The organism is Cellulomonas sp. Y8 (genome assembly GCF_008033115.1).
Lineage (GTDB): Bacteria > Actinomycetota > Actinomycetes > Actinomycetales > Cellulomonadaceae > Cellulomonas.
The window spans coordinates 465,440-490,198 of the sequence record NZ_CP041203.1; the positions used below are offsets into that span (position 1 = coordinate 465,440).

General features: G+C 76.1%; 22 protein-coding genes. 7 read left to right on the top strand and 15 right to left on the bottom strand.

What is annotated here, in order from left to right; translation table 11 throughout:
• Positions 1-79: 79 nt before the first annotated feature.
• On the top strand, positions 80-1,849 hold the full coding sequence (locus FKM96_RS02105) for a bifunctional diguanylate cyclase/phosphodiesterase (protein ID WP_147793837.1): 1,770 nt from the start codon (positions 80-82) through the stop codon (positions 1,847-1,849).
• Positions 1,850-1,982: 133 nt separating this feature from the next.
• Here FKM96_RS02105 and FKM96_RS02110 read toward each other — a convergent pair whose 3' ends face one another.
• From FKM96_RS02110 to FKM96_RS02140, 7 genes are all read right to left on the bottom strand, one after another.
• On the bottom strand, positions 1,983-2,516 hold the full coding sequence (locus tag FKM96_RS02110) for a hypothetical protein (protein ID WP_246855154.1): 534 nt from the start codon (positions 2,514-2,516) through the stop codon (positions 1,983-1,985).
• A gap of 5 nt (positions 2,517-2,521) precedes the next feature.
• The gene (gene dapB, locus FKM96_RS02115; RefSeq protein WP_147793838.1) at positions 2,522-3,277 is read right to left on the bottom strand and encodes a 4-hydroxy-tetrahydrodipicolinate reductase; all 756 of its coding nucleotides are present in this window, start codon (positions 3,275-3,277) and stop codon (positions 2,522-2,524) included.
• 20 nt (positions 3,278-3,297) lie between these two features.
• On the bottom strand, positions 3,298-3,999 hold the full coding sequence (locus tag FKM96_RS20485) for a hypothetical protein (protein ID WP_168216843.1): 702 nt from the start codon (positions 3,997-3,999) through the stop codon (positions 3,298-3,300).
• 295 nt (positions 4,000-4,294) lie between these two features.
• A complete protein-coding gene (locus FKM96_RS02125) occupies positions 4,295-5,620 on the bottom strand; it encodes a pitrilysin family protein (protein WP_147793839.1) in 1,326 nt (441 codons plus the stop codon).
• 1 nt (position 5,621) lies between these two features.
• Positions 5,622-7,856: a polyribonucleotide nucleotidyltransferase gene (locus FKM96_RS02130; RefSeq protein ID WP_147793840.1), complete on the bottom strand. Its 2,235-nt coding sequence runs from the start codon at positions 7,854-7,856 to the stop codon at positions 5,622-5,624.
• A 219-nt stretch (positions 7,857-8,075) separates the two neighbouring features.
• Positions 8,076-8,345 carry a 30S ribosomal protein S15 gene (rpsO, locus tag FKM96_RS02135; protein WP_147793841.1) on the bottom strand — a complete coding sequence of 90 codons (270 nt, stop codon included), beginning with the start codon at positions 8,343-8,345 and terminating at the stop codon, positions 8,076-8,078.
• A gap of 107 nt (positions 8,346-8,452) precedes the next feature.
• Positions 8,453-9,454, bottom strand: a complete 1,002-nt coding sequence (locus FKM96_RS02140) for a bifunctional riboflavin kinase/FAD synthetase (protein ID WP_147793842.1) — start codon at positions 9,452-9,454, stop codon at positions 8,453-8,455.
• A gap of 155 nt (positions 9,455-9,609) precedes the next feature.
• Here FKM96_RS02140 and FKM96_RS02145 point away from each other — a divergent pair, with 155 nt between their 5' ends.
• On the top strand, positions 9,610-10,050 hold the full coding sequence (locus FKM96_RS02145; RefSeq protein ID WP_147793843.1) for a YdeI/OmpD-associated family protein: 441 nt from the start codon (positions 9,610-9,612) through the stop codon (positions 10,048-10,050).
• Positions 10,051-10,055: 5 nt separating this feature from the next.
• Here FKM96_RS02145 and truB read toward each other — a convergent pair whose 3' ends face one another.
• Together truB and FKM96_RS02155 are read right to left on the bottom strand one after the other, a co-directional pair.
• Entirely contained in the window at positions 10,056-11,021 is a 966-nt protein-coding gene (truB, locus tag FKM96_RS02150; protein ID WP_147793844.1) for a tRNA pseudouridine(55) synthase TruB, read from the bottom strand.
• On the bottom strand, positions 11,018-11,650 hold the full coding sequence (locus tag FKM96_RS02155; protein WP_246855155.1) for a TetR/AcrR family transcriptional regulator: 633 nt from the start codon (positions 11,648-11,650) through the stop codon (positions 11,018-11,020). The genes truB and FKM96_RS02155 overlap by 4 nt, the downstream gene beginning before the upstream one ends.
• 74 nt (positions 11,651-11,724) lie before the next feature.
• Between FKM96_RS02155 and FKM96_RS02160 the strand changes: the two genes are divergently transcribed.
• A complete protein-coding gene (locus FKM96_RS02160; RefSeq protein WP_147793845.1) occupies positions 11,725-13,227 on the top strand; it encodes a DHA2 family efflux MFS transporter permease subunit in 1,503 nt (500 codons plus the stop codon).
• A gap of 111 nt (positions 13,228-13,338) precedes the next feature.
• On the opposite strand, the gene rbfA is transcribed toward FKM96_RS02160, so the two are convergent.
• From rbfA to rimP, 5 genes are all read right to left on the bottom strand, one after another.
• Positions 13,339-13,797 (bottom strand): 30S ribosome-binding factor RbfA, encoded by a 459-nt coding sequence (gene rbfA / locus FKM96_RS02165; RefSeq protein ID WP_147793846.1) that lies wholly within the window; start codon positions 13,795-13,797, stop codon positions 13,339-13,341.
• 98 nt (positions 13,798-13,895) lie between these two features.
• Complete coding sequence (gene infB / locus FKM96_RS02170) at positions 13,896-16,805, bottom strand: translation initiation factor IF-2 (RefSeq protein ID WP_147793847.1); 2,910 nt, start codon at positions 16,803-16,805, stop codon at positions 13,896-13,898.
• A gap of 177 nt (positions 16,806-16,982) precedes the next feature.
• Entirely contained in the window at positions 16,983-17,183 is a 201-nt protein-coding gene (locus FKM96_RS21220; protein ID WP_246855156.1) for a YlxR family protein, read from the bottom strand.
• A 167-nt stretch (positions 17,184-17,350) separates the two neighbouring features.
• Positions 17,351-18,472, bottom strand: coding sequence for a transcription termination factor NusA (gene nusA / locus FKM96_RS02180; protein WP_147793849.1), 1,122 nt, complete (start codon positions 18,470-18,472; stop codon positions 17,351-17,353).
• A 2-nt stretch (positions 18,473-18,474) separates the two neighbouring features.
• On the bottom strand, positions 18,475-19,053 hold the full coding sequence (gene rimP, locus FKM96_RS02185; RefSeq protein ID WP_147793850.1) for a ribosome maturation factor RimP: 579 nt from the start codon (positions 19,051-19,053) through the stop codon (positions 18,475-18,477).
• A 260-nt stretch (positions 19,054-19,313) separates the two neighbouring features.
• On the opposite strand from rimP, the gene FKM96_RS02190 reads away from it, so the two are divergent.
• Positions 19,314-20,498, top strand: coding sequence for a DUF4439 domain-containing protein (locus FKM96_RS02190; protein ID WP_147793851.1), 1,185 nt, complete (start codon positions 19,314-19,316; stop codon positions 20,496-20,498).
• Positions 20,499-20,711: 213 nt separating this feature from the next.
• Here FKM96_RS02190 and FKM96_RS02195 read toward each other — a convergent pair whose 3' ends face one another.
• The gene (locus FKM96_RS02195; RefSeq protein ID WP_147793852.1) at positions 20,712-22,523 is read right to left on the bottom strand and encodes a proline--tRNA ligase; all 1,812 of its coding nucleotides are present in this window, start codon (positions 22,521-22,523) and stop codon (positions 20,712-20,714) included.
• Between the two features lie 55 nt (positions 22,524-22,578).
• Here FKM96_RS02195 and FKM96_RS02200 point away from each other — a divergent pair, with 55 nt between their 5' ends.
• From FKM96_RS02200 to FKM96_RS02210, 3 genes are all read left to right on the top strand, one after another.
• On the top strand, positions 22,579-23,484 hold the full coding sequence (locus tag FKM96_RS02200) for an Fpg/Nei family DNA glycosylase (protein ID WP_147793853.1): 906 nt from the start codon (positions 22,579-22,581) through the stop codon (positions 23,482-23,484).
• A 91-nt stretch (positions 23,485-23,575) separates the two neighbouring features.
• Positions 23,576-23,881 (top strand): hypothetical protein, encoded by a 306-nt coding sequence (locus FKM96_RS02205; protein WP_147793854.1) that lies wholly within the window; start codon positions 23,576-23,578, stop codon positions 23,879-23,881.
• The gene (locus FKM96_RS02210; RefSeq protein WP_147793855.1) at positions 23,881-24,759 is read left to right on the top strand and encodes an LCP family protein; all 879 of its coding nucleotides are present in this window, start codon (positions 23,881-23,883) and stop codon (positions 24,757-24,759) included. Before FKM96_RS02205 ends, FKM96_RS02210 begins: the two co-directional genes overlap by 1 nt.

The window sequence follows — 24,759 nt, forward strand, 5'->3', positions numbered from 1 at the left end:
CGGTGAACGGCGCGCGAACAGCCGACGACGGGGCGCGGCGACGCCTCAGGTCAGGGGCGCGCCGGGCGATCGTGCGGGCGTGTCCCCCCAGACCCGCGCGCCCTGGCGGCGCGCCGACCGCGGCCGGCTGCTGTCCGACCTGGTCTCCGCGCCCGTCGTCGTCGCCCCGACCGACTCCTGCGAGGCGGTGGACGTCGGCTTCCGCACCCGGTGGACGGGCTCGTCCGTCCTCGTCGCCCCGCGCGAGGTGGGCGGACCCTACGGGATGGTCGCCCGCAAGGACTTCCTCACCACGATGACCGGGCGGTACGGGTTCGGCCGGTCGCTGTGGGGGCGGCGGCCGGTCGCGGACGTCGCGCGCTGGGAGGTGCCCTGGGTCGACGTCCGCGCCTCGCTCACGGAGGCGGCCGAGCGGCTGGTCGGGGGCGACGGCTACCAGGACATGATGGTCACCGGCGCGGACGGCGGCCCGGTCGGGATCCTCGACCCGACGACGCTGATGGAGGCGCTGGCCGCGGAGCTCGCGCACGAGGCCTCGCACGACCACCTCACCGGCGTGACCTCGCGGGCCCGGTTCGTCGACGGCCTCCGGGAGCTCTGCGCGGCCGCGCGCGAGGACGGCGGCGCCGTCGTCCTGGCGTTCCTCGACCTCGACCGGCTCAAGGAGGTCAACGACACCCTCGGCCACTCGTTCGGGGACGCGCTGCTGCACTCCGTCGCGACCCGGCTGGCGGCCTCGGCGGAGCCCGGCGACGTGGTCGGGCGGCTGGGCGGCGACGAGTTCGCGCTCGCCCGCCTGCTGCCCCCGCAGACCCCCGACGACACCTGGCGGGTGCGCGCGCTGGACCTCGGCGAGGTGCTGCGCTCCGCGATCGCGGCCCACGACCCGGGCCTGCCGGTGCCCGCGCACTCCCGGGTCTCCGTCGGCCTGGCGCTCGGCGCCGGCGCGCTCGTCGACCACGACCGGCTGCTGCGCGAGGCCGACCTGGCGATGTACGGCGCGAAGAAGGCGGGCGGCGACCGGGTGCGGCTGGCCGGCGCGGACGCGGGTCCGGGCGCGGGTCCGGGCGCCGGTCCGGTCGGGCTCGCCGGGCTCGCGGCGCTGCCGGGGCTCGACCTGGCGGCACTGGAGGTGCACTACCAGCCGATCGCGGGCACGGCCGACGGGTCGGTGCGCGAGGTCGAGGCGCTGCTGCGGTCCCGGGACGCCGACGGCCGGCTGTCCGGCCCGGTGGTGCCGCTCGACCGCGCCGCCCGGTCGGGCCTGGCGCTCGAGCTCGACCTCTGGGTCCTGGAGCGCGCGTGCGCCGACCGGGCCGCGTGGCGCGCCGACCTCGGCGACGACGCCCCGGCCGTGGTGAACGTGAACCTGTCCCCCGCCGCCCTGGAGGAGCCGCTGCTGGCCGACCGGGTGCTCCGGGCGCTCGACGCGTCGGGCACGCCGCACGACGGCGTGCGCCTCGAGCTGTCCGAGGCCGCGACCGAGGCGCAGGTCGCCGGGGCGCTCGGGGCCCTCGACGCGCTGCGGGACGCCGGGGTGCCGATCGCCCTCGACGACCTGGGCGGGGCGATGTCGGGGCTGCGGCAGGTCTCGCGGCTGCCGGTCGACGTGCTCAAGATCGACCGCTCGGTGGTGGCGGGGATGCTCGACGACCCGCTGGACGCGCTGCTGGTCGAGCTCGTGCACCGGATGGCGGTCGAGCAGGGCATGACCGTCGTCGCCGAGGGCGTCGAGTCCGACGCGCAGCTCGACGCGCTGCGGGCCGCGGGGGTGCCGCTGGTGCAGGGGTTCCTGGTGGCGCGCCCGATGCCGGCGGACGCCCTGCGCGCGTACCTGACCCCGGCCTGACCACGCTCCCGGGACGCCCGACAAGCCCGACGGTGGATGGTTGTGACCGACACGCCGTCGGCGTGTCCGTCACAACCATCCACTGTCGGTGGCGCTGGGGCGCGGACGAGGGACGACGGGGCAGGTCCCGGGGTCAGGACAGGCCGCGGGGGTCCTCGCCCGCCCGCGCGCGGCCGCGGTGGACCCGCGACGCGTGGCGCAGCGCCGCGCGGGCGCGCCTGCGGTCGCCCGCGGCGTCGTAGGCGAACGCCAGCCGGTACCAGGTGCCCCAGTCGTCGTCGGGCGCGGCCTCCGCCTCCGCACGGGCCGCCTCGAACTGGCCGGCCGCCGCGGCGCGGTCGATCCGGCCGCCCGGGCTGCGCGGCAGGTCGTCGACCGGCAGCTCGCCGCGCGCGGCGAGCGTGTCGGCCATGCGCTGCACGTCGACGGCGAGCAGCCACTCGCGCGCCACCAGGCCGAGCACCAGCAGCGGCAGCAGCGCGAACGCCGCGCCGAGGCCGACGCCGACCGGCTCGCCGGTGCGGATCAGCGCGACGGCCCGGCCCGCGACCAGCCAGAGGTAGAGGCCGAGCAGCGCGGTGAGGGCGATCGCCGCGACCAGGCCGGTGCGACGCCGAGCGGGCGACGCGGGCGCGGGCGTGCCTGCGGGCTCCCGGGGCTCCTCCACCGCGGTCAGCCCAGGTCCAGGTAGTGCTCGAGCCCGACCGTCAGCCCCGGGCGGGACCCGACCTGCCGGACCGCGTGCAGCACGCCGGGCATGAACGACACCCGGTCGAACGAGTCGTGCCGGATGGTCAGCTGCTCCCCCGCGTTGCCGAGCAGGATCTCCTCGTGCGCGACGAGTCCCCGCAGCCGCACCGCGTGCACCCGGACGCCGTCCACGTCCGCGCCCCGCGCGCCGTCGAGCGCCGTCGTGGTGGCGTCGGGCACCGGGCCGAGGCCGGCCTCGCGGCGGGCGGCCGCGATCGCGTGCGCGGTGTGCCGGGCGGTTCCGGACGGCGCGTCGACCTTGTCGGGGTGGTGCAGCTCGACGACCTCGACCGACTCGAACCACCGGGCGGCCCGCGCGGCGAACGCCATCGCCAGCACCGCGCCGAGCGCGAAGTTCGGGGCGACGAGCACGCCCACGCCCGGACGCCCCGTGAGGTCGGCCTCGACCCGCGCCAGCGACTCGGGCGTCCAGCCGGTGGTGCCGACGACCGCGTGCACCCCCTGGGCGACCAGCGACCGCACGTTGGCCTCGGCGACCGACGGGACGGTGAAGTCGACTGCGACCTGCGCGCCGGTCGCGGCCACCGCGCCGACGTCGTCGCCGTGCTCGAGGGCGGCCACGAGCTCCAGGTCGGGCGCCGCCTCCACGGCGTCGACGACGGTCCGTCCCATGCGGCCGGCCGCGCCCAGCACGGCCACCGTGATCGCTTCGCTCACCCCGGCACCCTATGCGAGCCTCATGCGGTCGCGAGCACGTCCTCCATGCCGCGGACCGCCCGGCGCAGCTCCAGCGCGTGCAGGCCGGTGAACCGCTCCACCTCGCGCTGCGGGTAGCCGGCGTCCGCGTAGGCCCGCAGCACCCGGACCACGCCGACGGCGTCGCCGCGGTCGTCGACGCCGAGCTCGCGCACCGCGCAGGACAGCCGGACCGTCGACAGGAACGCCGACGGGCTGAGGCCCACGTGCGCGGCGAGCAGCGCGTGCAGCCCCGCGAGCGACCGGTCGACCTCGCGCGCCAGGTCGACCGGGCGGACCAGGCCGCGCTCGGCGTCGGCGTACCGGGCGACCCGGTCGACGGCGTCCCGGTCGGCCGCGGGCACCGGGCGCCGGACCGCGGCGGCCAGGGCGTCCTCGAGGACGGCGACGCAGGCGGCGGCCGCGGCGCCCTCGCCGAGCCCGGCGGCGGCGTCCCACGCGGCGCGCATGCCGGCGGCGAGCGCGGGCTCGTCCAGGCCGAGCGCCTCGCCCAGCGGCCGGTGCTCGTCGACGAGGAAGCCCGCCGGGTGCAGCGCCGACAGCGCCCAGGGCGCGAGCCGCGCGCCGACCTCCCAGGACTCGGCGTCCCCCGCGGGCAGCACCACGCCCGGGACGACGCGCGGGCCGCGCAGCACGCTGCCGATCGACTCCGCCTCCCGGGTCAGCGGGTCGACCCAGTGCACCGGAGCGCCGAGCCGGACGACGGGCGGACGGGCGGCCGTCGGGCAGCGCGACCCGGGGCGGGGCGGCGTGGGGTGCCCGGGCCACCCAGAACGCCTCCACCAGCCCGGGTGACCGGGGGGCGACGGCGACGGAGCGGCGGGCGGAGGTGACGGCGGCCATGCCCTCATCATCGTCCCGTGCCGCGCGCGGGGGAACGGGACCTCCGGCCCGTCCGGCGTGCGGGAGCCCGGGAACGGCAGGAGCCGGGCCCCCCGACGGGGACCCGGCTCCGGTGACGACGGACGGCCGTCGGCGTCAGCCGCCGAACGGGCCCACGCGCACCACGGACCGCGGCCGTGCGGCCAGGTCGGCGGCCAGCTCCTGCACCTCGCGGGCCGTGACCGCGCGGACGCGGTCGAGCGACTCCTGCGTGGACAGCAGCTGGCCGTGCACCAGCTCGGACTTGCCCAGCCGGCTCATGCGCGACCCGGAGTCCTCGAGGCCGAGCACCAGGCCGCCGGACAGCTGCCCGACCGACCGGCGCAGCTCGGCGTCGGTGATGCCGCCGTCCGCGAGCCGCTCGAGCTCGGCGACCATGAGCTCGGTGACCTCGTCGATCTTGGCCGGGGCGCAGCCCGCGTACAGGCCGAAGACGCCGGTGTCGGCGTGGCCGGACGCGAACGAGTACGTCGAGTACGCCAGGCCCCGCTTCTCGCGGATCTCCTGGAACAGCCGGGACGACATCCCGCCGCCCAGCACCGCGTTCAGCACGGAGAGCGTGAACCGTCGCGGGTCGGTGGCCGTCAGGCCGGTCCCGCCGACGATGACGTTGCCCTGCTCGGTCGTGCGGCGCACCGTGACGTCGGAGGCGCCCGCCGTGGGCTGCGCCCCGGCGGCACCGCGGCGCGCGGCCGGGGCGGCGCCGGCCGCGAGGTCCCAGCCGCCCTCCTCCAGCGCCCGGGCGACCTGCGCGGCCAGGGCGTCGTGGTCGACGTTGCCCGCCGCGGTCACGACCAGCGTGTCCGGGCGGTAGTGCTGCCGGTAGTGCTCCCAGACGGCGTCCCGCGGCACGGCCCGGATCGTGTCGGGCGTGCCGCCGATCGGCCGGCCGAGGGCGTGCTCGCCCAGGACGACCGTCGCGAACCGCTCGTGCACGACGTCGCTCGGGTCGTCGTCGTTCATGGCGAGCTCCTCGAGGATCACGCCGCGCTCGGTCTCGAGCTCGTCGCGGTCCAGGCGGGCCGAGGTCACCATGTCGGCGATGACGTCGACCGCCATCGGCAGGTCCTCGTCGAGCACCCGGGCGTAGTAGCAGGTGTGCTCCTTGCCCGTGGCGGCGTTCGCCTCGCCGCCGACCTCGTCGAACGCCTCGGCGATGTCCATCGCCGTGCGCCGCGCGGTGCCCTTGAACAGCAGGTGCTCGAGGAAGTGCGTCGAGCCGTGGTGCCCGTCGGACTCGTCCCGCGAGCCGACGCCGACCCACGCCCCGACGGACGCGGACCGCACGCCGGGGACGTGCTCGGTGAGCAGGCGGACCCCGCCGGGCAGGACGGAGCGACGGACGGATCCGTCACCCGCCTGCCCGGCGGTCAGGTCGCTGCCCGGCTGACCGGGCGCGACCAGGGGGAGGTCCAGCGGCACGTCAGGCGTCGGCCGGCTCAGCGGCGGCGGACTCGTCCGAGCCCGCCTCCTCGCCCTCGACCACGGCGTGCAGCGACAGCTTGCCGCGCGGGTCGATCTCGCCGATCTCGACCTGGACCTTCTGGCCCACGCCGAGGACGTCCTCGACCTTCTCGACCCGCTTGCCGCCGACGAGGCGACGGATCTGCGAGATGTGCAGCAGACCGTCCTTGCCCGGCGAGAGCGAGATGAACGCGCCGAAGGTGGTCGTCTTGACGACCGTGCCGACGAAGCGCTCGCCGATCTCCGGCATGTGCGGGTTGGCGATCGCGTTGATCGCCGCCCGCGCGGCCTCCGCCGACGGACCGTCGGTGGCGCCGATGTAGACCGTGCCGTCGTCCTCGATCGAGATGTCGGCGCCGGTCTCCTCCTGGATCTGGTTGATCATCTTGCCCTTCGGGCCGATGACCTCGCCGATCTTGTCGACCGGCACCTTCACCGTGATGACGCGCGGCGCGTTGGGCGACATCTCGTCCGGGACGTCGATCGCCTCGTTCAGGACGTCGAGGATCGCGAGGCGCGCCTCCTTCGCCTGGGTCAGCGCGTCGGCCAGCACGGAGGCGGGGATGCCGTCGAGCTTGGTGTCGAGCTGGATGGCCGTGACGAACTCGCGGGTGCCGGCGACCTTGAAGTCCATGTCGCCGAACGCGTCCTCGGCGCCCAGGATGTCGGTCAGCGCGGCGTACCGGGTCTCGCCGTCGACCGTGTCGGACACGAGGCCCATGGCGATGCCGGCGACGGGCGCGCGCAGCGGCACACCCGCGTTCAGCAGCGACAGGGTCGACGCGCAGACGGAGCCCATCGAGGTCGAGCCGTTGGAGCCGAGGGCCTCGGACACCTGGCGGATCGCGTAGGGGAACTCCTCGCGGCTCGGCAGCACCGGCATGAGCGCGCGCTCGGCGAGGGCGCCGTGGCCGATCTCGCGCCGCTTCGGCGAGCCCACGCGGCCGGTCTCACCGGTCGAGTAGGGCGGGAAGTTGTAGTTGTGCATGTAGCGCTTGCGCGTCTCGGGCGACAGCGTGTCGAGCTGCTGCTCCATGCGGAGCATGTTCAGCGTGGTGACACCCATGATCTGGGTCTCGCCGCGCTCGAACAGCGCCGAGCCGTGCACGCGGGGCAGGACCTCGACCTCGGCGGACAGCGTGCGGATGTCCCGCAGGCCGCGGCCGTCGATGCGGAAGCCGTCGGTCAGGATGCGCTGGCGGATGACCTTCTTGGTCACCGAGCGCACCGCGGCGGACAGCTCCTTCTCGCGGCCCTCGAACGAGCCGGCGAGCTGGTCCAGGACCTCGGCCTTGATCTCGTCCAGGCGGCCCTCGCGGGTCTGCTTGTCCGCGATCTGCATGGCCTCGAGGATCTTCGCCTCGGCGGCGCCCTCGACGGCCGCGTACGCGTCCGGCTGGTAGTCCGGGAACGTCGGGAAGTCGCGGGTCTCCTTGGCCGACTGCGCGGCGAGCTGCTGCTGCGCCTCGACCAGGGCCTTGATGAACGGCTTGGACGCCTCGAGGCCCTCGGCCACGACGGCCTCGGTCGGGGCGACGCCGCCCTCGTCCTTGATGAGGTTCCAGGACTTCTCCGGGGCCTCGGCCTCGATCATCGCGATCGCGACGTCGCCGCCCTCGACCACGCGGCCGGCGACGACGATCTCGAACGTCGCGCGCTCGCGCTCGGTGTACCGCGGGAACGCGACCCACTGGCCGTCGATCAGCGCGATGCGCACCGCACCGACCGGGCCGGAGAACGGCAGGCCGGAGATCTGGGTGGAGATGGACGCGGCGTTGATCGCCAGCACGTCGTACGCGTCGTCCGGGTGGATCGCCAGCACGGTGACGACGACCTGGACCTCGTTGCGCAGGCCCTTGACGAACAGGGGGCGCAGCGGGCGGTCGATGAGGCGGCAGGCCAGGATCGCGTCGGTCGACGGGCGGCCCTCGCGGCGGAAGAACGAGCCGGGGATCTTGCCCGCGGCGTACTGCCGCTCCTCGACGTCCACCGTCAGCGGGAAGAAGTCGAACTGGTCCTTGGGGTGCTTGCCGGCCGTCGTGGCGGACAGCAGGGCCGTCTCGCCGTCGAGGTAGGCCATCGCGGAGCCGGCGGCCTGCTTGGCCAGGCGGCCCGTCTCGAAGCGGACGGTGCGGGTGCCGAAGCGACCGTTGTCGATCACGGCCTCGGCGAACTGGATCTCGGGACCCTCCACGGGTGCCCTCCTTTGTCTCGAAGGCGCCGGACCGGTCACGGCGGTCTTCGATCGAGGCACCCGGACACGCAGGTTCCGGGAACCACTACCGAGGACCGGACGCGTCGACCGGCGCGGAGTGAGAGTGGTGCGGTGGTGGTGCTGGCGTCGGGTCCCGGACACCGGGGCCCGACGCAGGACCAGCCCGGACCCCCGCGGGGGTCCGGGCCGGTCACGCGGTCATCGGCGCAGGCCGAGCCGCTGGATCAGGCTGCGGTAGCGGTCGATGTCGACCTTCTGCAGGTAGCCCTGGAGGCGGCGACGCTGGCCGACCAGCAGCAGCAGCCCGCGGCGGCTGTGGTGGTCGTGCTTGTGCGTCTTGAGGTGCTCGTTGAGGTCGTTGATGCGCTGCGTGAGCATCGCGATCTGGACCTCCGGCGAGCCGGTGTCACCCTCGTGGGTGGCGTACTCGGCCATGATGGACTTCTTGGTGGCGCTGTCGAGGGGCACGACTCTCCTGGATTGTCTCGTTGCGCGGTGCTCCGGGGCAGGTCCACCCGGGCGCTCTCGGTCCGCGGCCGTTCTGACGGCTGTGCGAGTCTACCAGGCCCGGGTCGTCAGCCCGCGGCGCCCGCGAGCACGTCGCGGACCCCGGCGACGTCCTGGTGCATGCGAGTGATCAGCTCGTCCACCGAGTCGAACCGCAGGGTCGGGCGCAGCCGCTCGACGAACTCCAGCACGACCTCCTCGCCGTACAGGTCGAGGTCGGTCCGGTCGAGCACGTAGGCCTCGACCCGGCGCTGCAGCCCGGCGAAGGTCGGGTTGGTGCCGACCGACACCGCGGCGGGCAGCACCGCGTCCGGCGACCCGGCGGGCGCGGCGGGGCGGCGCAGCCAGCCGGCGTACACGCCGTCGGCCGGGACCATGCCGGTCGCGTCCTGGGACAGGTTGGCAGTCGGGAACCCGAGGTCGCGGCCGCGCTTGTCGCCGTGCACCACGGTGCCACGCATCCGGTGCGGGCGGCCGAGCACGCGGGCGGCCTGGCGGACGTCGCCGGCGACCAGCAGCTCGCGGACCCAGGTCGAGGACCACCGGCGGCGCAGGGGGTCGGCGAGGGCGGCGGCGGGGTCGTCGTCGGCCGGGTCGGGCGCGACGTCCTCGATCACCTCGACCGCGAACCCGAACCGCTCCCCCAGCTCGACCATCGTCGCCAGGTCGCCGGCGTTGCCGCGCCCGAACCGCACGTCCCGGCCGACGACCACGGTGCGCGCGTGCAGCCCGTCCACGAGGTGCCGGCGGACGAACTCCTCGGCGGTCTGCTGCGCGAAGTCCAGGGTGTACGTCAGCAGCAGCACCGCGTCGAGGCCGGTCTGCTCCAGGAGCTCGAGCCGGTCGGCGTCGCCGGTGAGCAGCGGCGGGGCGCTGTCGGGGCGGTGCACCTGCTGCGGGTGCGGCGTGAACGTCACGGCGACCGAGCGGGCGCCCACCGCGCGGGCGTCGGCGACCATCCGGGTCAGCACGCCGACGTGGCCGCGGTGCACCCCGTCGAAGTTGCCGACCGTCACCACCGACGGCCCGAAGTCCGCGGGGACCTGCGCGAGGTCCGTCCAGCGCTGCACCAGCTCTCCCGTCGGTCGGCGCCTCGCGGCGCGCCCCGCGCCGGCGGGGTCGCGGCGCGGGGACAAGCCTGCCACGGCGCGCGGGGTGCCTCGCGCGCGGCGGCGCTACGCTCGGCCCGCGGCCGCGCCGCGGCCCACGACCCCGGAGGTCCCGCATGGTCACCCTGCGCACCACGCTCGTCGCCACCGGGGGCACGACCACCGGCATCGCAGTACCCGAGGACGTCGTCGCCGGGCTCGGCCGCGGGAAGCGGGTGCCCGTGGTCGTCACGATCAACGGGCACGCCTACCGCGGGTCGATCGCCCCGTACTCGGGCGGGTACTGGGTGGGCGTCTCGGCGGCGAACCGGGCCGCCGCGGGCATCGAGGCCGGCGAACCCGTCGAGGTCGACCTCGCGGTGGACGACGCACCCCGCACCGTCGAGGTCCCGGCGGACCTGGCGGCCGCGCTCGCCGCGGGCGGGCCCGCGCTGGCCGAGGCGTGGGCGGCCCTGTCGTACTCGAAGCAGCGCGCGCACGTGCTGGCGGTCGAGGGCGCGAGGACCGACGCGACCCGGGAGCGCCGGGTCGCGTCGGTGGTCGCCGCGCTGGGCTGAGCCCGTCAGGTGGCGGCGGCGAAGACCAGGGCCGGCCGGGCGTGCGGGCCGCGGTCCTCCAGGAGCGCCGCGAGGGCGCCCTCCGGCGTCAGCGCGGCGACCGTCACGCCCGCGCCGGTACCCGTCGCCGGGATCCGCTGGCCGTAGGACAGCGCCCGGGCCTCGGCCTCGGTCAGCTCCCGCACCGGGAACGTCGCCCGGGCGGCGTCCGCCAGCGGCAGGGTGTCGAGCGGCACGTCGGCCGGCCACGCCTCCAGCTCGTCGAGCGACCGGGCGCCGTCGATGCCGTAGCCGCCGACCCGGGTGCGCCGCAGCGCGGTCAGGTGCCCGCCGACGCCGAGCCCCCGGCCCAGGTCCCGCGCCAGCGCGCGGATGTACGTGCCCGACGAGCAGACCACGGTGACGTCGACGTCGAGCGCGGCGACGCCCGACCCGTCCGCGTCCGGCACCTGCCGCACCTCGTGCACGTCGAACCGGGAGATCGTCACCGGCCGCGCGGCCAGCTCGACGTCCTCCCCCGCCCGGACCCGCGCGTAGGCGCGCTGCCCGTCGACCTTGATCGCGCTGACCGCGCTGGGCACCTGCTGGATCGGGCCCGTCAGCGCCGCCACCCCCGCGTCCAGCGCGGGCCGGGTCACCCCGGCGGCGTCGGCGCGCGCGACGAGCTCGCCCTCCGCGTCGTCGGTCGTGGTGGTCACGCCGAGCCGGATCGTCGCCGTGTACTCCTTGTCCGCGCCGACGACGTAGGTGAGCAGGCGGGTCGCCCGGCCGACGCCCAGCACGAGCACGCCGGTCGCCATCGGGTCCAGGGTGCCGGCGTGGCCGACCTTGCGGGTGCCCGCGAGGCCGCGCGCCTTCGCGACGACGTCGTGGCTGGTCCAGCCCTGCGGCTTGTCGACGACGAGCAGGCCGTCGGGCGCCGTGGGGCGGCGGGGGCGGTCGGGGCGGCGCTGGTCGCGCGCGGGGCTCACGCGGTCGCCCCGGCGCGGTCGCCCGCCGCGGCGGCGGTCCCCGCGGCCACGACCTCGGGCGCGAAGCACCGCAGCAGCGCGTCGAAGCCGGCGTCCTGCCCGGCGTGCGCGAAGCCGTCCGAGCTGAGCAGCACGTTGATCAGCATGCCGTCGGCCACGAACCTCCGGGCGGTCTCGTCGCCGTCGGCGTCGTCCGGCTCGACCCGCTGCCGAAACAGCCGGAACACCTCGCCGAGCGTGTGCCGGGCGAGCGCGGTCACCTCCGGGTCCTCCGCGGTGAAGCCGTGCATGAGGACGCGCAGCAGGTCGCGGTCGGCCATGAGCTCGACGTACGCGCGCCCCGTGCGCTCCACCGCACCCGGACCGGGCTCGACCGCGGCCATCGCGGCCAGCACCCGCTCGGTGGTGTGGCGGTAGGCCTCCAGGAACAGGCGCTGCTTCGACCCGAACAGCCGCACGACGTAGGGCTGCGACACCCCCGCGGCGCGCGCGACCTGGTCCGTCGTCGTCCCGGCGTAGCCCCCCTCGGCGAACACCTCGATCGCGGCGGCGAGGATCTGCTCGCGCCGCTGGTCCCCCGACATCCGGGGGGCGCGCGGGGCGGGCCGGGCGGCGTGCTCGAAGTCCATGGTTGACATGTTATCAGTCGATTACTAACGTCCCTTGGGTCCAAGTAATCAGCCGATGCTTACAGGAGCCTCCGATGTCGACGCAGACCCGCACCACCGCCCCGGGTGCCGGCGCCGCCGGCGCCCCGGCCGACCCGCCGTCGGCCGCCGCGGCCGGCTCCCCCGTCGCCGGAGCCCCCGCGCCCGGCCCCGTCCGCGCCGCGACCCGCGCCGTCCCGGTCGCCGTCGCCCTGCTGGCCGCCTCGCTCCCCATGTTCATGGCGACGCTCGACAACCTCGTCGTCACCAGCGCGCTGCCCGTCCTGCAGGCCGAGCTCGGCGCCACGCTCACCGACCTGCAGTGGGTGGTGAACGCGTACACGCTGGCGTTCGCGACCCTGATGATCGCCGCCGCGACGCTCGGCGACCGTTGGGGACGCCGTCGCACGTTCCTCGGCGGGATCGCCGTGTTCACCCTCGGCTCGATCGCCGCGGCCCTCGCGGGCTCCCCCGACGCGCTGATCGCCGCCCGCGCACTCCAGGGCGTCGGGGCCGCGGCCGTCATGCCGCTGTCGCTCACCCTGCTCGCCGCTGCCGTCCCGGCCTCGCGTCGCGCCATGGCGATCGGCGTCTGGGGCGGGGTCTCCGGCCTCGGCGTCGCGCTCGGCCCCGTCGTCGGCGGCGCCGTGGTCGAGGGCATCTCCTGGGAGGCGATGTTCTGGATCAACGTGCCGGTCGCCCTCGTCGCGGTGCCGCTGGTGCTGCGCGCGCTGCCCGAGGGCCGCGGGCGGGCGCAGCGGCTCGACCTGCTCGGCCTCGTGCTGGCCGCCGCGGGCGTCCTCGGCATCGTCTGGGGCGTCGTGCACGGCAACGAGGACGGGTGGACGTCGGCCGGGGTGCTCGGCCCGATCGTCGGCGGCGTCGTCGCCCTCGCGCTGTTCCTCCGGCACGAGGCCCGCACCCCGCACGCGCTGGTCCCGCTGCGCCTGTTCCGGTCGAGGAGCTTCTCCGTCGCGAACGTCTCGGGCTTCGCGTTCTCGCTCGGCGCGTTCGGCGCCGTGTTCCTGCTCGCCCAGTACCTGCAGGTCGTCCAGGGCTACTCGCCCCTGGAGGCGGGCCTGCGGACCCTGCCGTGGACCGCCGCGCCGATGGTGGTCGCCCCGCTGGCCGGGATGCTGGCACCCCGGGTGGGCGTGCGGGTGCTGCTCACCGGTGGCCTCGTGGCCCAGGCCGCCGGGCTCGCGTGGCTCGGGTTCGCGGCCTCCGACGGCGGCTACGCCGCGCTGGTCCCGGGCCTGGTGCTGGCCGGCGTCGGCATGGGCCTGACCTTCGCCCCGAGCGCCACGGCGGTGCTCTCCGGCATGGCACCGGACGACCACGGCACCGCGTCGTCGACGAACTCGACGCTGCGGGAGGTCGGCGTCGCGCTGGGCGTCGCGGTCCTGACCGCCGTGTTCACCGCCGCGGGCGGCACGATCAGCCCGGACGGGTTCGACGCCGGCCTGCGCCCGGCGGTGCTGACCGGTGCGGCGGTCATCGCGCTCGCCGCGGTCGCGTCGCTGGCCATGCCGCGCGGCACCGGCCGCGAGGACGCCTGACCCGTCAGCCGCCAGCAGCCTGCCGAGGTCGTCACCACGCCACGAGGTCGTCACTCCTGAGTGACGACCTCGTGGGCTTGTGACGACCTCACGGCCGCGGGGCGGGGACGCTCAGCGCGCGGCGTCCGCCTCGTCGGCGTCCTCGTCCTCGTCCGCCGGCTTGCGGTACGGGTCCGCCTCGCCGGCGTACTGCGCGCCCGTGGCCAGGGCCGAGACCTCGCGGTCCCGGCGGGCGGCCTCGAGCAGCGCCGCGTCCAGGTGGGCGGCGGTCTCGGGCACGGCGTCCAGGTGGAACTCCAGCGTCGGGGTGAGCCGGACGCCGGTCTGCTTGCCGACCTCGGACCGGATCAGGCCCTTCGCGCTCTCCAGCGCCTGGGCCGTGCCCGTGCGGGCCTCCTCGTCACCCAGCACCGTGTAGAACACGCTCGCGTGCTGCAGGTCGCCGGTCACGCGCACGTCGGTGACGGTGACGAAGCCGAGCCGCGGGTCCTTGATCCGGGTGTCGAGCATCTGCGCGACGATCTGCTGGATGCGGTCCGCGAGCTTGCGGGCCCGGGGGTGGTCCACCATGTCGATCTCCTCTCAGCGCCCGCGTCGGCGGGCGGACGAACGGCCGCGGGCCTGCCCCCACGCTCGACGCGTGGGGGCAGACCCGCAAGTGGGACCGGTCAGGAGCGCGGCTTCTCGCGCATCTCCCAGGTCTCGATGATGTCGCCCACCGTGATGTCGTTGTACGACCCGAGGCCGATACCGCACTCGAAGCCCTCGCGGACCTCGGTGGCGTCGTCCTTGAACCGCTTGAGCGACTCGACGGTGAGGTTGTCGCCGATGACCGCGCCGTTCCGGAGCACCCGCGCCTTGGTGTTGCGGCGGATCTCCCCGGACCGGACGATCGAGCCGGCGATGTTGCCGAACTTGGAGGAGCGGAACACCTCGCGCACCTCGGCGGAACCGAGCTGCACCTCCTCGTACTCCGGCTTGAGCATGCCCTTGAGGGCCGCCTCGACGTCGTCGATCGCCTGGTAGATGACCGAGTAGAACCGGACGTCCACGCCCTCGCGCTCGGCGAGGTCCTCCACCCGCTCCGCGTACTTGACGTTGAAGCCGATGATGATGGCGTTGTCGACCGTGGCGAGGTTGACGTCGTTCTGCGTGATCGCACCGACACCGCGGTGGATGACCCGCAGGTCGACCTCGTCGCCCACGTCGATCTTGAGCAGCGCGTCCTCCAGCGCCTCGACGGCACCGGACACGTCGCCCTTGAGGACCAGGTTGAGGGTCTCGACCTTGCCCTGCTGCAGCGCCTGCGTGAAGTCCTCGAGGCTGATGCGCTTGCGGCGCTTGGCCAGGAGGGCGGCGCGCTCGGCGGCCTCGCGCTTCTCGGCGATCTGCCGGGCGGTGCGCTCGTCCGGCGCCACCAGGAAGGTGTCGCCGGCGCTCGGGACCGACGCCAGGCCGAGGACCAGCACCGGACGCGCCGGGCCCGCCTCGGTGACGTTGTCGCCGTGCTCGTCGAACATCGCCCGGACGCGGCCGTGGGCCGTGCCAGCGACGATCGCGTCACCGACGTGCAGCGTGCCGGACTGGACCAGGACGGTCGCGACGGCGCCGCGGCCCTTGTCCAGGTTCGCCTCGATGGCGACACCGCGGGCGTCCTTGTCGGGGTTGGCCCGCAGGTCGAGCGCGGCGTCCGCGGTCAGCAGCACGGCCTCGAGCAGCTGGTCGATGCCCATCCGCTGCTTGGCGGAGACGTCGACGAACATGGTGTCGCCGCCGTACTCCTCGGCCACCAGGTTGTACTCGGTGAGCTGCTGGCGGATCTTGGCGGGGTTCGACCCCTCCTTGTCCACCTTGTTGACCGCGACCACGATCGGCACGCCGGCCGCCTGGGCGTGGTTGAGCGCCTCGATGGTCTGGGGCATCACGCCGTCGTCCGCCGCGACCACGAGGATCGCGATGTCCGTCACCTGCGCACCACGGGCACGCATGGCGGTGAACGCCTCGTGACCCGGGGTGTCGATGAACGTGATGGCCCGGTCCTGGCCCTCGTGCTCCGTGCGCACCTGGTAGGCACCGATGTGCTGCGTGATGCCGCCGGCCTCGCCCGCGACGACGTCCGTGGACCGGATGGCGTCGAGGAGCTTGGTCTTTCCGTGGTCGACGTGACCCATGACGGTGACGACCGGCGGGCGCGGGAACAGGTCCTCGTCGCCCTCGCCCTCGAGCTCGGCGTCCAGGTCGATGTCGAAGGCCCCGAGCAGCTCGCGGTCCTCCTCCTCGGCCGAGACCATCTCCACGACGTAGCCGAGCTCGGTGGCCAGCGTGCCGAAGGTGTCCTCGTCGAGGGACTGGGTCGCGGTCGCCATCTCACCGAGGTGGAACAGCACCGTGACCAGCGAGGCCGGGTTGGCGTCGATCTTGTCGGCGAAGTCGTTCAGCGACGAGCCGTGGCGCAGGCGGATGACGGTCGAGCCGTTCCCGCGGGGCACCTGCACGCCGCCGAGCGACGGCGCCTGCATCTGCTCGAACTCCTGGCGCTTCGCGCGCTTCGACTTCCGCCCGCGGACCGGACGACCACCGGCGCGACCGAACGCGCCCTGGGTCGAGCCACGCCCACCGGCACCGGGACGACCGCCGCCGCCCGGACGGCCGGCGAAGCCGCCGCCACCGCCGGGACGACCACCGCCGCCGCCGTAGCCGCCGCCACCACCGCCGGGACGGCCACCGCCGCCGCCGGCACGGGCCGGACGGTCGCCGGGGCGGCCGACGCCGCTGGTGCTGCGGCCCGGCATCATGCCCGGGTTCGGGCGCGGACCACCGGGACGCGGCGCGGCGGGACGGGGCCCACCGGGACGGTCGCCGGCCTGCGCGCCGGCCGAGGCGGCCGGGGCGTCGGAGCGGCGCTCGCCCGGGCGGGGCATGCCCTGCGAGGACGCGAACGGGTTGTTGCCCGGGCGCGGGCCGCCGGGGCGCGGACCGCCGGAGCGGGGCATGCCCTGGGACGACGCGAACGGGTTGTTGCCCGGGCGGGGACCGCCCGGACGCGGGGCGCCACCGGGGCGCGGGCCGCGGTCGCCGCCGCCCTGACCCTCGGAGGAGCGGGCCGGCTGGGCCGGACGCGGCGCCGGGGCGGCCGGACGGGCCGGACCGGGGCGCGCGGCCGGGGCCGACGGGGCGGACGCAGCCGCAGCCGGGGCCGCGGGGGCGGCCGGGGCCGGAGCGGCCGGGGCCGCGGCGGCCGGACGCGCCGCCGGGGCGGGCGTGGACGGGGCCGGCGCCGAGGGGCGCGCGGCCGGGGCGGGCGCAGCCGGCGCGGCGGCGGCCGGGGCCGACGGCGCGGGGGCGGCGGGGGTCGCCGACGGTGCCGGCGCGGCGGCCGGGGCGTTGGCGGGCCGGCTCGCGGCGGGCTTCGCGCCACCACCGGCGGGGTAGGTGTCCCGCAGCTTGCGGACCACCGGCGGCTCGATCGTCGAGGACGCCGAGCGCACGAACTCACCGAGCTCGTTCAGCTTGGTCATGAGGGACTTGCTGTCGACTCCGAGCTCCTTGGCGAGCTCGTAGACGCGGACCTTGGCCACATCTCTCCCTGTCTCGGCCCGCCCGGACAGGGTCGGACCGTCGTTAGTGCTGGGTACTCATCGCTGGGTACTCATCGGTGCGTGCTCATCGGGCAGCCATCGGCTCTTCGACCCGCTTTCCCTGTTCGACGGTGCACATGCCACCCCGGCGGGTTGCCCGGGCGGCGACGGTCCTCCTCACACGACCCCGAGGTGCTCCCGCACCGCGGACGTGTCCAGCGGCCCCGCGAGACGCAGGGCCCGCGGGAACGCACGACGGCGCTCGGCGAGCTCGAGGCAGTGAGGATCGGGGTGCAGCCAGGCACCCCGGCCCGGCAGCGCCCGGCGCACGTCGACCACGACCGCGGGATGTCCCGCGTCCGTCGTCGCCGCGACCACGCGCAGCAGGACCGACCTCGGACCGGTGTTCCGGCACCCCACGCACGTGCGCACCGGGCCCACGACGACCTCCGCAGCGTCGTCCGCTGCGTGGGTGTCGGGGTGGCGCCTGCTCGGCGAGGAGAGCCGAGCCTCCGGCCCAGCCGACGACAGTCTAGCGCGCGACGTCACCCGACTCGACCGGCGGCGCTTCCGTCACCGTCGGCCGAGGGCGAACCCGCGGTCTCGGGCGTCCCCTCGTGGCCGCCGTCGGCGCCCTGCGCGTCGGACCGGATGTCGATGCGCCAGCCCGTCAGCTTCGCGGCGAGGCGGGCGTTCTGGCCCTCCTTGCCGATCGCGAGCGACAGCTGGTAGTCCGGCACGACGACGCGCGCGGCGCGGGCGGCCGGGTCCACGACCGTGACGGACAGCACGCGCGCCGGCGACAGCGCGTGCGCGACCATCTCCGCCGGGTCGTCCGAGTGGTCGACGATGTCGATCTTCTCGCCGTGCAGCTCGGCCATCACGGCACGCACGCGAGCACCGAGCGGGCCGATGCACGCGCCCTTCGCGCCGAGGCCCTGCACGCGGGACCGCACGGCCATCTTGGTGCGGTGCCCGGCCTCGCGGGCCAGCGCGGTGATCTCCACGTGGCCGTCGGCGATCTCCGGGACCTCGAGCTCGAACAGCTTCCGGACCAGGTTCGGGTGCGTGCGGGACAGCGTGATCTGCGGGCCCTTCGAGCCGCGCGACACGTCGAGCACCAGCGCGCGGATCCGCTCGCCGTGCACGTACTTCTCCGTCGGGACCTGCTCGTGCGCGGGCAGCACGGCCTCGGTGCCGCCGACGTCCACCAGCACGACGCGCGGGTCGCGGCCCTGCTGGATGACGCCGCCGAGGACCTCGCCCTCCTTACCGCGGAACTGCCCGAGCACCTGGTCGTCCTCGGCGTCGCGCAGGCGCTGCACGATGACCTGGCGCGCGGTGGCAGTCGCGATCCGCCCGAAGCCGGCCGGGGTGTCGTCGAACTCCGGGCCGAGCGACGTCGTGGTCGGCGGGACCGCGGTCACCGTGCCGTCCTCGCCCTCCGCCGGCTCCGGGGCGTCCGGCGCGGGCACCACGGTGCGCTCGCGCGCCCACACGGTGACGTGGCCGGACCGGCGGTCGAGCTCGACCCGCGCGTCGGCGTGGGCGTCCGGCGTCCGGTGGTACGCGGACAGGAGCGCCTGCTCGATGGCCGAGACGAGCACGTCCAGGCTGATCTCGCGCTCCCGCTCGATGAGCCGCAGCGCCTGCATGTCGATGTCCACGATCAGTCCTCCCGGCCCTGCGGCCCGTCGGGGGCGGAGTCGCCGCCCCGTGCGTCGTCCTTGTCCCGGACCAGCTCCACCTCGACGCGGCCCTCGCGGACCCGCGCCAGCGGCAGCCGGACCGGCTCGCCGATCTTGGCCGGCCGGCCCTTGACGCCCGGCGTCTCGGGCGTGACGACCACCGCGTCCTCCGCGTCGGTCGCCCCGCGCTCGACGTCGACGAGACGGCCGGTCAGCGAGCCGCCGTCGTCCAGACGGAGCACCACGAGGCGGCCGATGGCCCGCGCGTAGTGCCGGCGGGCGACGAGCGGCGCGGTGGCCCCGCGGCTCGACACCTCGAGGGTGTACCGCTCGGGCAGGCCGTCCAGGTCGTCGAGCGCCGCGGAGACGGCGCGGGACACGTCGGCGACGCCGTCCAGGTCGACCTGCTCCTCGGCGTCCTCGGGCGCGTCGAGCACGACGCGCACCACGGCCTGGCCGCCCTCGCGGCCCAGCTCGACGTCCTCCAGCCACAGGCCGGCGGCGGTCACCACCGGCTCGATGGTCTCCCGGATGCGCTGCGCGCTGGCGGGCGCGGGCATGTTGACCTCCTGTGTCGGTCCTCGGCGGGGTGCGGCCTCGTCGCGCGCACGCCGACACCGGGGACGTCGACGCTGTGTGGTTGTCGGTCCTGCACGGTGGAGCGGCGCGCGGCGGACCGCGTGCTGCGACCAGCGTACTGACTCCCGGGCGCCGCACCCGCCGGACGGGGCGCGGACCGGGTGCGACGTGCGCGACACCGGCCCGGGCGGGGACCTCGGGTCCGGTGCGGGACCGGGTGTCCGTGGCAGGATCGCCCGCGATGCCCCGCACCGCCTCGCGCCGCCCGTCGCGCCCCGCCCCGCACCCCGCGCCCGCCCGGTCCCGGCGCGCCCGCGCCCTCGCCGGGGTGCTCGCGCTCGGCACCGCGGCGCTGCTGGCGGGCTGCGGCCTGCGCCTCGAGACCGACCCGCCCGCCGAGCCGGTGCCGGACGCCACGGAGCAGGTGCGGCGGGACGCCGTGGACGACGCCCTCGCGCTCGCCACGGCCGCCGAGGCCGCCACCGCGGGCACCGACGAGGGCGTCGCGGCCGTGCTGGGCCTGGTCGCGTCGACGTCGGAGGTCCAGGTCGAGGCGCTGGGCGGGGTGTACGAGTCGGGGCTCGCCGAGGACCCCGACGCGACCCCCTCCCCCACGCCGTCCGCCACCGACCCGGCCGCCACGCCCGCCGACGTCCTGGCGCTGCTCGGCGGTGCCGCCTCCGAGGCCCGCGCCGACGCCCGCGCGACCGACGACCCGGGCCTGGCCCGGCTGCTCGCGTCCGTCGCCGCGTCCCGCGCTCAGCTGGCCGACCGGCTCGCGGCCGCGCTCGGCGCGGAGGCGCCCGCCGTCGACGCCGAGCCCGAGGGCGGCTTCACCGCCGGCGGGTCAGCGGACGGGTCGGGGTCGGGCGACGGGTCGGCGGCGCTGCCGTCGGCGTCCGCCTCGGGGTCGGCGACCCCCGCCCCGTCGCCCACCGCGACCGGCCCCGCCGACGCGCTCGGTGCGGACCTCGACCGGGCCGACGCCCTCGCGCTCGTGCTCGCCGAGGACCAGGCGGGCTACGGCTTCGAGGTCGTCGCCGCCCGGCTGTCCGACGACGCCCGCGCGCAGGCACGGTCCGCCGCCGCCGCGCACCGGGCCGCGGCGACCGCGTGGGCCGAGGCGGTCGGCGTCGCCGGCACCGCCGAGGACCCCCGCCGCGTGGCGTACGAGCTGGGCGGCGACCTGTCGTCCGCCGAGGCCGTGCGGACGTTCGCCGCCGGGCTGCTCACCGACCTGGCCGCCGTGCACGCCGACGCCGTGCTCGACACCGGCGCCTCGACGGCCGACCGCACCGCGGCGGTCGACGGCCTGCGCACCTCGGCCGTGGAGGCGCTGTCCTGGGGCGCGACCCCCACGGCTCTCCCGGGCCTGCCGGCCGCCGCCGCCACGGCGTCCCCGACGCCGACCCCGCCCGCGGGCTGACCCCCGGGGGGTCGCGCGGTCGCGGCGGGCGTCGCGCAAGCGCGGCGCCAACGCTCCCGGCCCCGCCACCGCAGGTCGGCGTGGGCGTGGCCGGAAAGCGTAGGCCGCCGCCCGGAGGGGCCGCGTCGCGCGCCGGGCCTCCTCGCACTCCGCGCGGCGACGGCCCCGTCCCCTGCCGTCCCGGCAGGGGGCGGGGCCGTCGTGGCCGGCTCGTCAGCGCGCCAGCAGCGCGTCCACCAGCTCCGCCACGCGGTCCGCGGCCTCGGCGACCGGGACCTGCTCGGCCTGCGGCCCGCCCTCGACGACCACGCGCGGCCGCACCTCGACCAGCCCGTCCGCGAGCCCGCGGCCCACCACGACGGTCAGCGGGACGCCCAGGAGCTCCGCGTCGGCGAACTTCACGCCGGGCGAGACCTTCAACCGGTCGTCGTACAGCACCTCGATGCCGCGCGCGTCCAGGGTCTGCGCCAGGGACTCGGCGGCCTCGAACACCGCGGCGTCCTTGCCGGTCGCGACGATCTGCACGTGCGCCGGGGCCACGCCCGCGGGCCAGGCGAGGCCGCGGTCGTCGTGGTTCGCCTCGGCCAGCGCCGCGAGCACCCGGGACACGCCGATGCCGTACGAGCCCATCGTGACGACCTGGGACTTGCCGTTCTGGTCGAGCACGGTCAGGCCGAGCGCCTGCGCGTACTTGCGGCCCAGCTGGAAGATGTGGCCGATCTCGATGCCCCGCGCGAGCTCCAGCGGGCCGGAGCCGTCGGGCGCCTCGTCCCCGGCGCGCACCTCGGCGGCCTCGACGGTGCCGTCCGCGGCGAAGTCGCGGCCGGCCACGAGGTCGAACACGTGCTTGCCGGGCTCGTTCGCGCCGGTGATCCAGCGGGTGCCGGGGACGACGCGCGGGTCCAGCAGGTACCGCACCGCGGTGCGGCCCTCGGCGTCGGCGGCCAGACCCTCGCGGTTCGGGCCGAGCGCGAGCGGGCCGATGTAGCCCTTGACCAGCTCGGGGTGCGCGGCGAAGTCGGCCTCGACGGCCGGCTCGACCTCGGCGGGGGCCACGGCGGCCTCGAGGCGCTTCAGGTCGACCTCGCGGTCGCCGGGCAGGCCGACGACGAGCAGCTCGCGCTCGCCGGTCGGCTGCACCAGCGCGAGCACGACGTTCTTCAGCGTGTCAGCGGCGGTCCAGGGGCGGTCGGCGCGGGGGAACCGCTCGTTCGACACCGCGACCAGCGAGTCGATCGTCGGGGTGTCCGGGGTGTCCTCGACATGCGCGGCGGGGGCGTCGTCGTACGGCAGGGCCGGCGGCGCGACCGTCGTGACGGCCTCGACGTTGGCCGCGTAGCCCCCCGGCGACCGCACGAACGTGTCCTCGCCGATCGCGGTCGGGTTGAGGAACTCCTCGGAGCGGGAGCCGCCCATCGCGCCGGAGGTCGCCGCCACGATGACGTACCCCAGGCCCAGGCGCTCGAACACCCGCTGGTACGCGGCGCGCTGCGCGGCGTACGACGCGTCCAGCCCCGCGTCGTCCACGTCGAAGGAGTAGGCGTCCTTCATGATGAACTCGCGGCCGCGGATCAGGCCGGCGCGCGGGCGGGCCTCGTCGCGGTACTTGGTCTGGATCTGGAACAGCGTCAGCGGCAGGTCCTTGTACGACGAGTACAGGTCCTTGACCAGGAGCGTGAACATCTCCTCGTGCGTCGGCGCCAACAGGTAGTCGTTCTCGCGGCGGTCCTGCAGCCGGAACAGGTTCGGGCCGTACTCGGTCCACCGGCCGGTCGCCTCGTAGGGCTCGCGCGGCAGCAGCGCCGGGAAGTGCACCTCCTGCGCGCCCGCGGCGGCCATCTCCTCGCGCACGACCTGCTCGACCTTGCCCAGCACCCGCAGGCCCAGCGGCAGCCAGGTGTAGATGCCGGGGGCGGCGCGGCGGATGTAGCCGGCGCGGACGAGCAGCTTGTGGCTGGCCACCTCCGCGTCGGCCGGGTCCTCGCGCAGGGTGCGGACGAAGAGCGTGGACAGGCGTAGCAGCATGGGCGGCAGCCTAGTGGGAGTGCCGGGTGTCGGACGCCTGGGCCACCATGGGTCCATGCCCGAGCTGCCCGAGGTCGAGTCGCTGGCCGACTTCCTGCGCGAGCGCGCCGTGGGGCGCACCGTCGCGGGGGTCGAGGTCGGGGCGATCAGCGCCCTCAAGACGTTCCGCCCCGCGCCCACCGACCTGACCGGCGGCACCGTCGTGTCCGCCGGCCGGCACGGCAAGTGGCTCGACCTCGGCGTCGCGCCCCCGGCCGCGGGCGGCGGCGTCGGCGACCCGCTGCACCTCGTGTTCCACCTCGCGCGCGCGGGCTGGCTGCGCTGGTCCGAGCAGCTGCCCGCGACGCCGGTCCGGCCCGGGAAGTCGCCGCTCGCGCTCCGCGTCCGGCTGGACGACGGGTCCGGCTTCGACCTCACCGAGGCGGGCACCCGCAAGCGGCTCGCCGTGCACGTGGTCGCCGACCCGGCCGAGGTGCCGCAGGTCGCCACGCTCGGCGTCGAGCCGCTGTCCGAGGAGTTCACGCCCGCGCGGCTCGGGGAGCTCATGGCCGCGCGCAACCAGCAGGTCAAGGGCCTGCTGCGCGACCAGGGCACGATCGCCGGCATCGGCAACGCCTACTCGGACGAGATCCTGCTCGTCGCCCGCACGAGCCCGTTCGCGCTCACCCGGTCGTTCGACGCCGACGCCGTCGCCCGGCTGCACGCGGCGACCGTCGGCGTGCTGCGGGAGGCCGTCGCGACCGCCGCCGGCCGGCCCGCCGCCGAGCTCAAGGACGCCAAGCGCCGCGGCATGCGGGTGCACGGCCGCACGGGCGAGGCCTGCCCCGGCTGGGACGGCGTCCCCTGCGGGGACACCGTGCACGAGGTGTCGTTCGCCGACTCGTCGCTGCAGTACTGCCCGACCTGCCAGACCGGCGGCAAGCCGCTCGCCGACCGGCGGATGTCCCGCCTGCTGCGCTGAGGCGGGCTTCACACGTCGCGCACAGGATCCCTCCGAGGGCTCTCCCTGGTCGCCGAGCGGCCCCCGCGGGACCCTCCCTAGCGTGGGAGCCATGCCCGAGACCACCCCCAGGAGCGACCGCCCCGTCCGGCACAGCCGCGCCGTGCAGCGCCCCGCCCGGCACGTCCGCCGCGCCCGCGGGGGCGTCGGCCGCCGCGTCGCCCGCGTCGCCGCCGCGACCGCCGGCGTGCTCGCGCTCGGCGGCACCACCGGTGCCGTCGCGCTGTACGCCCAGGTCCAGGGCAGCATCGACGCCGCCGACGTGGACCAGTTCCTGGGCGACGACCGGCCGACGGCCCCCGCGCGGAGCAGGACCCCGTCGACGGCTACGCCGGCCGGCCGCTCAACATCCTGGTGATGGGCACCGACCTCCGGGACGGCGAGAACGCCGAGATCGCCGGGGACGTCGACGGGATGCGCTCGGACACCACGATGCTCGTGCACCTGTCGGCCGACCGGAGCCGGGTGGACGTCGTCTCGATCCCGCGCGACTCCCTGGTCGACATCCCGTCCTGCACGCTCGAGGACGGCAGCACCACCGACCCGCAGTCGGACGCGATGTTCAACGACGCGTTCCACATCGGCGGGGGCGAGACCCAGAACCTCGCGGCCGCGGCGGCCTGCACCCGGCGGACCTTCGAGCAGAACAGCGGGCTGCGGACCGACGAGAGCATCGTCGTGAAGATGGACGGCGTCCGGGACGTCATCGACGCGCTCGGCGGCGTGCCCATGGACCTGCCGGAGGCGATGGACTCCCCCAAGGCCGGCCTGCACGTCCCCGCCGGGCCGCAGACCTTCGACGGCACCACCGCGCTGCAGTTCCTCCGCGCCCGCACCGGGACCGGCAACGGGCTCGAGATGGGCTCGGACCTGGCGCGCATCGAGCGGCAGCAGCAGCTCGTCGACGCGCTGGCCGCCCAAGTGCAGGGCGCGGGGCTGCTGAGCGACCCGACGACGCTGATGCCGGTGCTCACGTCCGTCACGCGGTCGCTGTCGATCAGCGAGGGCCTGGCGGACGTGCGGGACCTCGCCGGCCTGGCGCTGACGCTGCGCGACGTCGACCCGGCCACGCTGCAGCCGGTGACCGTGCCGGTCGCCGAGGCGCCGCAGGACCGGTACCGCGTGGTGTGGACGTCGCAGGCGCAGGACCTCTGGGACCGGCTGGCGGCCGATCAGCCGCTGACGGACGCGGCGGGCGCCCCGACGGCGGGCGCGACCACGACGACCGGCGCCTGA